The sequence below is a fragment of the Dietzia cinnamea NBRC 102147 genome (assembly GCF_001571065.1).
Taxonomy (GTDB): domain Bacteria; phylum Actinomycetota; class Actinomycetes; order Mycobacteriales; family Mycobacteriaceae; genus Dietzia; species Dietzia cinnamea.
The window spans coordinates 1-7154 of record NZ_BCSW01000081.1 but is presented as its reverse complement, the minus strand read 5'-3'; the positions used below and the strand labels follow the sequence as shown (position 1 = coordinate 7154).

The following is a 7154-nucleotide window of genomic DNA, read 5'->3' as shown; positions in this document are numbered from 1 at the left end:
CCTCACGCATTGGACCCTGGCGCGTCCGGGTGCAAGCGGAAGCGGCGCGCGCCCCGGTTCGGACCTCGACTTGCGTGCGGGCCACCTCCCGCCAGCTCTCAATGAGTCGCAGTCCACCTGGAAACGCGGCGCCCGCCTCCGCCAGTTTCGTTAAACCTGCAGCTACTGTCCGTGCGCCCACACAAGTCCGGTCTGTGCGGTTCGGGTAACCAGGCGTTATGACATGCAGTTGCGGCGTGGGCTTTTCGGCCCGGCACATAGTCATGCTCTGCTGTTCGCTGTTCATGCGCGCCTCAGCCGGCGGGCAGGTCGAGGATGAATTGGGCGCCGTGGCCCGGGCCGTGACTGATGACGCGGATGCGACCTCCGTGTGCGTCGACGAGTGCCCGGGTGATCGCGAGGCCGATTCCGCTGCGGCCAGCGGTTCGGCCTCGGGCGGGGTCGGCGCGGTAGAAGCGGTCGAAGAGGTGATCGAGGTGCTCGGTGGCGATTCCGTCTCCTGTGTCGGAGACGGTGATGGCCGCCGTTGCCGGGCCCGGGCGGTGGCTGCCGAGGGTGACGGTCCCGCCGGGTGGGGTGTGGCGCAGCGCGTTGTCGAGAAGGTTGGCCAGTGCCTGTCCGATGCGGTCGGCATCGACGGTGACCGCGACCGGGTCGATCTCACCTAGATGCAGGTGCACGCCTTTGTCGAGGTAGCGTTCGCGTGCTGCCTCGGCGGCAGTCGCTACGAGCGCGTCTGTCGTGGTCGGGGCCGGGTGTAGTCGGGTGAGGTGTTCTTCCGCGTCGGAGACGGCGACGATGTCCGCGGCGAGGCGTTCAAGACGTCTGGTGGCCGCCCACAGCACCTGTCTGGTGGTGTCGTCGAAGCTGCGCACACCGTCGTCGATGGCTTCGAGGTAGGAGTCGATGGTGGCCAGCGGGGTGCGCATCTCGTGACCGAGGTCGGCGAGCATTCGTCGTCTGGTGACGTCGGTGGCGTCCAGACGTCGGGCGAGTTCGTTGACGCTGGTGGCCAGGTCGTCAAACTCTCGGCCGAGCTTCGGGCTTGTCATCCGAGTCGCGTAGTGCCCTTGGGCGATGTCGGCGGTGGTGGTGGTAACGATGGTGACCGAGCGTTGGACTCGGCGGGTGAGGTACCAGGTCGCTGCCAGTGCCAGCAGCAGGGCGATGCCCACCGCGAATCCCCAGGCCAGGATGATCGCGACGGTGAATGCTTCCTCGACGTGGGCGGCTTGGCTGGAGTTGTGGTCGATGCCGGCTTGACCGAGGTGGTCGTGAAAGATGCCCGGGGCCAGTGCAGAGGCAACGAGCCACGCGCTGGCCGTGCTTCCGACGACCACGCTGGTCATCGCCAACAGCAGGCGGGTGCCGAAGCTGACTCCGGCCGCGCGACGACGGGGGCGGGTGTCGGGCGTGGCCGGTGTTGGTGGCGGGGTGGACCTCATTGGCATGGTCCCATGCGGTAGCCGACCCCTCGGACCGTGCGGACGTAACGGCCCACAGCCGCGTCGTCGCCGAGCTTGCGACGCAGGTGGCCGATGTGGACGTCGACCAGGTGGTCATCGCCCACCCAGTTCGGTCCCCACACGGCGGCCATCAACTGTGCGCGGGTCACGACGATCCCGGGGTCGCGGGCCAGGGCGACGAGGATGTCGAACTCGGTGCGGGTCAGCTCGATGGCGGTACCACCGACGGCGACCTCTCGCCCGGCGGTGTCGATGGTCAGCCGGCCGATCGAGTGCACACGGGGTGATGCCTTTCCGCCGCCCTTGGCAGTGCCCTGCCGTGGTCTGCGCATCATCGCCTGAATCCGGGCCGAGAGCACTCGAGGGCTGAACGGTTTGGTCATGTAGTCGTCTGCGCCCACAGACAGTCCGATCAGGCTGTCGACCTCTTCGGTCCGGGCGGTGAGCATGACGATGTACGCGTCACTGTGGGTTCTGACCTGTCGGCAGACCTCGATCCCGTCCAGCCCGGGGAGTCCCAGGTCGAGAACGATTACGTCCGGGGCGATGCGGCAGGCCAGGTCCACAGCATCATGGCCGTCACCGGTGATCGTGACGTCGAAGCCGTCGCGCTCGAGATACGACCCCACCAGATCGGCCAGGGGCTCCTCGTCGTCGACCACCATCGCCCGCAGCGCTGGGGGATCGGCGCGGCGCGGACGACGGTCGCCGCGTTCATCGGCAAAGGGCATGCCCGCCATTTTCGCCTCCCCGACTGATGACCCGTCACTGCGGTGGGGTCTTGATCGAATCTTCACACGATCTCCATTGAAGCCGACGGGATGCACGGTCACGATGGCCACTGGAGTCAGACGCGGGAGGTAGAACGTGGTCGGATGGGGCGGGCTGGCGCTCGGCGCCGTCGTCGTGGCCGCCCTGTGGGCCTCGACGATGCTGCTGGTCACCGCGCTGTTCGGTGATCCGTCGGCGGAGTCGCAACAGTGACCGGGATGTCGCGGAGAGCATTTCTCCTCGGGTCGGCTCTCGCTGGCGCCGGGGCGTTGGGCGCGTGTGGACAGTCCGGCCCCTCGGGGGTGCCGGTGACGGCATCGGACCCAGTAGTGGGCGATGTCGAGGCCCAGCGCCAGCGTGCAGGTCAGCGCATCGTCGACGCCCGCCTGTCCCCTCGTCCGGCGGAGGTAGACCTGGGTGGGATCGTGGTCGCCACCTGGGCCTACGGTCCGACCGTGCCGGGGCCTGCCCTGCGGGCCGGGGCCGGAGACCTGCTGCGCGTGGAGGTCGATAACCAGCTCGACGAACCGACCAGCGTGCACTGGCATGGCATCGCCCTGCGCAACGACATGGACGGCGCGCCCGGCCTGACACAAGAGGCGATCGAGCCAGGTGACCGATTCACCTACGAGTTCACCGTTCCGGATGCCGGTACCCACTGGTACCACTCGCATTCTGGGCTGCAGCTCGACCGGGGTCTGTACGGCCCGCTGATCGTCGACGACCCGGCCGAGCCAGGGGACTTCGACCATGAATGGGTGGTCGTCGTCGATGACTGGCTCGACGGCATCGACGGCACCCCAGACGACGCGGCCCGCGCATTGGGCATCGACACTCCGGGGCCTCACGGTCGCGCCCCGGGCCACGGCCGAATGCACGACGGTCCAGGTCATCAAAGCATGATCTCCCGGTTGCTCGGCGCTGCCGGCGACGTCAGTTACCCGCACTTTCTGCTCAATGGGAAGATTCCCGCCGACCCGGTCCGGTGGATCGCCAGACCGGGGCAGCGGGCGCGGATCCGGTTCATCAACGCCGGCGCCGACACGTTCTTCCGTGTCGCCGTCGGCGGGCACACGATGACCGTCACCCACACCGACGGCTTTCCCACCGCACCGCACCAGACAGAATCGATCCTGCTCGCGATGGGCGAGCGAGTCGACGTCCTGGTCACCTTGGCCGACGGAGCCTTCCCGATCTTCGCCGAGGCTGAAGGCAAGAACGGCCACGCCTTCGCTATCGTGCGCACCGGTTCCGGCGATCTGCCCGACGATCCCCGTCCCATCGAACTCGACCGCCGAGTGCTGCTTCCGGCAGACCTGAGCCCGGCGCCGGCATCGCGCCTGACAGACCAAGGTCATGACCGTTATCTCAGCGTCGACCTGGGCGGCAGCATGATGCCCTATCGCTGGACCCTCAACGGGCAGGCTCATCCCGACACCACACCGCTGGAGGTCTCCCGCGGTCAGCGGGTTCGAATGCGGCTGCGCAACATGTCCGACATGGCCCACCCGATGCATCTGCACGGTCATACCTTCGCCCTCGCCGATAGCGGGCTCCGCAAAGACACCGTCACGCTCCGACCCATGCGCACCGCTGAGATCGAATTCGACACCGACAACCCCGGCCAGTGGGCCCTTCACTGCCACAACGCCTACCACATGGAGGCCGGAATGATGACCACCCTGTCTTACCTGGCCTGACCACCAGTTTGCTCACCAACACGAAAGGCGCTTCACCACCATGACCCGCACCCCCATGCTGATCCCCGCCACCCTCATCGCCGCCACGCTGGCACTATCGGCCTGTACCGACAACACCGAGGACACCTCGGCCGCGTCCATCCCGGCAACCACCACATCCACTCCCGCGACGGGCACCGCCGCCGCCACACAGAACGAGGACAGCCATGGCGGACAAGGGGGCCACGGGGGCCACGGGGGCCACGGGGGCCACGGGGGCATGGAACACCCCTCAGACGGCGGCCCGGTGCCTGAGGGTATGACGCAGGCCACCGATCCGACCTACCCGGTCGGGACCGAAGTCACGCTGACGGCCGACCACATGGAGGGCATGAACGGTGCCCCCGCCACCATCGTCGGCGCCTACGACACCTACACCTACGCGATCGACTACACCCCCACCGACGGCAGCGATCCCGTTCTCGACCACAAGTGGGTCGTGCAGGAAGAGCTCAAGGACGTCGGCGATGACCGTCTCGACGATGGCACCGAAGTGACCGTCACCGCAGAGCACATGCAAGGCATGCGCGGGACAACGGCGACGATCGCGTCCTCGACCGACGAAACCGTCTATGTCGTGGACTTCGAAGCTGACGGAATGACGATGACGAACCACAAGTGGGTAGTCGAAAGTGAGATCCAGCCCGCGTCCTAGGCAACAGCAACCGCGCTGGAGGGACAGACAGACCATGAACGACCAGCACACCCACCACGGAGCCGCCGAGGCCCAGACCCGCAAGCAGGGCAGCCACCACACGCACGACGAACACTCGGCAGACCAGCCTCACAGCAGGCACGAGAACCATAGTGGCCACGACCATGCAGGCCATGGCGGGCACGGTGGTCATGTCGCCCAGTTCCGGCGGCTGTTCTGGATCACCCTCGTCCTGGCGGTCCCGGTGGTGGCGTTCAACGACATGTTCGCCCACCTCATCGGCTACGACCTGCCCGATGCCCGGTGGGTGTGGTGGGTCTCCCCTGCCCTGGGCACCGTGGTCTACTTCTGGGGCGGCAGGCCGTTCCTGACCGGGGCCTTGTCCGAGATCCGCGCTCGCCAGCCCGGCATGATGCTGCTCATCGGCCTGGCGATCACCGTGGCGTTCACCGCCTCCTGGGGCGCGAGCCTGGGCGCGCTCGATCACACGCTGAACTTCTGGTGGGAGCTGGCCCTGCTGGTGGTCATCATGCTGCTTGGCCACTGGATCGAGATGCGCTCCCTGGCCCAGACCACCTCCGCGCTCGACTCCCTGGCGGCGCTGCTGCCGGATGAGGCCGAGAAGGTCGACGGCGAGAACGTCATCACCGTCGCCCCGGCCGAGCTGCGGGTCGGGGACGTGGTGATCGTCCGCCCCGGGGCGTCTGTACCCGCCGACGGCAAGATCATTGACGGCTCGGCCAGCATGGACGAATCCATGGTCACCGGCGGATCCCGGGCGGTCCGCCGCGAGATCGGCGACCATGTCGTCGCCGGCACGGTCGCCACCGACTCTGGCCTGCGCGTCGAGGTCACCGCGATCGGTCAGGACACCGCGCTGGCCGGGATTCAGAAACTGGTCACCGACGCACAGGCCTCGTCCTCTCGCGCCCAGCGCCTCGCCGACACCGCCGCCGGATGGCTGTTCTGGTTCGCCCTCGCCTCGGCCGTGATCACCGCCGCCGTCTGGAGCGTGCTCGGCCTGCCCGACGCGGCGGTAGTGCGCACCATCACCGTGCTGGTCATCGCCTGTCCCCACGCTCTCGGCCTGGCGATCCCGCTGGTCGTGTCGATCGCCACCGAACGCGCCGCCCGCGGCGGAGTCCTGGTCAAGGACCGCCTTGCGCTCGAGTCGATGCGCAACGTCGACGCCGTCCTGTTCGACAAGACCGGCACCTTGACCAAGGGCGAACCCACCGTCACCGGAATTGAATCGATAGACGGGCACACCGAGAAGGAGGTCCTCGCACTGGCCGCCGCAGCCGAAAGCGACAGCGAGCACCCTCTCGCCAGAGCCATTGTGCGGGCTGCTCGCGACCGTGACCTGGCCGTGTCGACGCCGTCCGACTTCTCCTCCTCCCCGGCCGTCGGCGTCAAGGCCACCGTGGACGGCACCGTCATCGAGGTCGGCGGCCCCTACCTTCTCGACCATCACGGCCGCGATGAGCTGCCCGTCGCCGACCAGTGGCGCACGGAAGGGGCGATCATCCTGCACGTCCTCGCCGCCGGCCGGGTGATCGGCGCGCTGCGGCTGGCCGACGAGATTCGCCCCGAGTCCCGCGCGGCCGTCGACGCGCTGCACGACGCCGGAGCTCACGTCGTCATGATCACCGGTGACGCCCGCGCCGTGGCCGAAACCGTCGCCGCCGACCTCGGCATCGACCGCGTCTTCGCCGGGGTCCGGCCCGAAGACAAGGCCGCCAAAGTCGCCGAGCTTCAGTCCGAAGGCAAGAAGGTCGCCATGGTCGGCGACGGAGTCAACGACGCCCCCGCTCTGGCCCAAGCGGATGTGGGCATCGCCATCGGCGCCGGAACCGATGTCGCGATCGGCTCCGCCGGGGTCATCCTGGCCTCATCCGATCCCCGCTCGGTGCTCTCGGTCATCGAGCTGTCCCGCGCGAGCTACCGCAAGATGAAGCAGAATCTGTGGTGGGCTGCCGGCTACAACCTTGCCGCGGTGCCCCTGGCCGCAGGTGTGCTCGCCCCGATCGGATTCGTGCTGCCCATGAGCGTGGGCGCCATCCTCATGTCCGCCTCCACCGTCGTAGTCGCCCTCAACGCCCAACTCCTGCGACGCCTCGACCTGCGCCCGGAAAATCTCACCACCCCCAGGAAGTGAGAGCACGAAGGATGGTCACCACCCACCCCACACCTCGACGAACCGCGGCGGTGTGACTAAGGCTGCCGTTCTGGCGGGCAGATCGATCACCGCCGCACGCTCGCCGGGCGTGTGGGCCGAACCGATGTGCGCGATCATCAGGCGCCGACTGCGGATATTCTCCCAGATCTGCACGCCGGTGGCCCCGGAGGCGGCCCTGGACTGCACTACGTACAGATCCACCACCTCCACACCCCGCTCGATTAGTGACCCGCGCGCCACCTGCTCAAACTCGTGACCTGCAGCGATCCTAACGAAGCGGCCAGAAACGCCGTCACCTTATGGAGCCCAGTTCAGGATCAGGGCCGCGCCGGCAGACCGGTGTG

Annotated in this window: 6 protein-coding genes; 3 read left to right on the top strand and 3 right to left on the bottom strand. The window is 67.9% G+C overall.

Going from position 1 to position 7154, the window contains the following annotated elements; all coding sequences use genetic code 11:
* Positions 1-293 precede the first annotated feature (293 nt).
* Both DCI01S_RS15510 and DCI01S_RS15505 read right to left on the bottom strand, forming a co-directional pair.
* Complete coding sequence (locus tag DCI01S_RS15510; protein ID WP_061230058.1) at positions 294-1349, bottom strand: sensor histidine kinase; 1056 nt, start codon at positions 1347-1349, stop codon at positions 294-296.
* A gap of 92 nt (positions 1350-1441) precedes the next feature.
* Entirely contained in the window at positions 1442-2131 is a 690-nt protein-coding gene (locus tag DCI01S_RS15505) for a winged helix-turn-helix domain-containing protein (RefSeq protein WP_061230057.1), read from the bottom strand.
* A gap of 324 nt (positions 2132-2455) precedes the next feature.
* Here DCI01S_RS15505 and DCI01S_RS15500 point away from each other — a divergent pair, with 324 nt between their 5' ends.
* Genes DCI01S_RS15500 through DCI01S_RS15490 form a run of 3 tightly spaced genes read left to right on the top strand, consistent with a single transcriptional unit; the run spans position 2456 to position 6789 of the window.
* Positions 2456-3937, top strand: coding sequence for a multicopper oxidase family protein (locus tag DCI01S_RS15500; RefSeq protein WP_061230061.1), 1482 nt, complete (start codon positions 2456-2458; stop codon positions 3935-3937).
* Positions 3938-3977: 40 nt separating this feature from the next.
* Positions 3978-4631 carry a YdhK family protein gene (locus tag DCI01S_RS15495; protein ID WP_167349576.1) on the top strand — a complete coding sequence of 218 codons (654 nt, stop codon included), beginning with the start codon at positions 3978-3980 and terminating at the stop codon, positions 4629-4631.
* A gap of 34 nt (positions 4632-4665) precedes the next feature.
* Entirely contained in the window at positions 4666-6789 is a 2124-nt protein-coding gene (locus tag DCI01S_RS15490) for a heavy metal translocating P-type ATPase (RefSeq protein ID WP_218001327.1), read from the top strand.
* 15 nt (positions 6790-6804) lie between these two features.
* On the opposite strand, the gene DCI01S_RS15485 is transcribed toward DCI01S_RS15490, so the two are convergent.
* On the bottom strand, positions 6805-7011 hold the full coding sequence (locus tag DCI01S_RS15485; RefSeq protein WP_156482635.1) for a hypothetical protein: 207 nt from the start codon (positions 7009-7011) through the stop codon (positions 6805-6807).
* Positions 7012-7154: the final 143 nt, after the last annotated feature.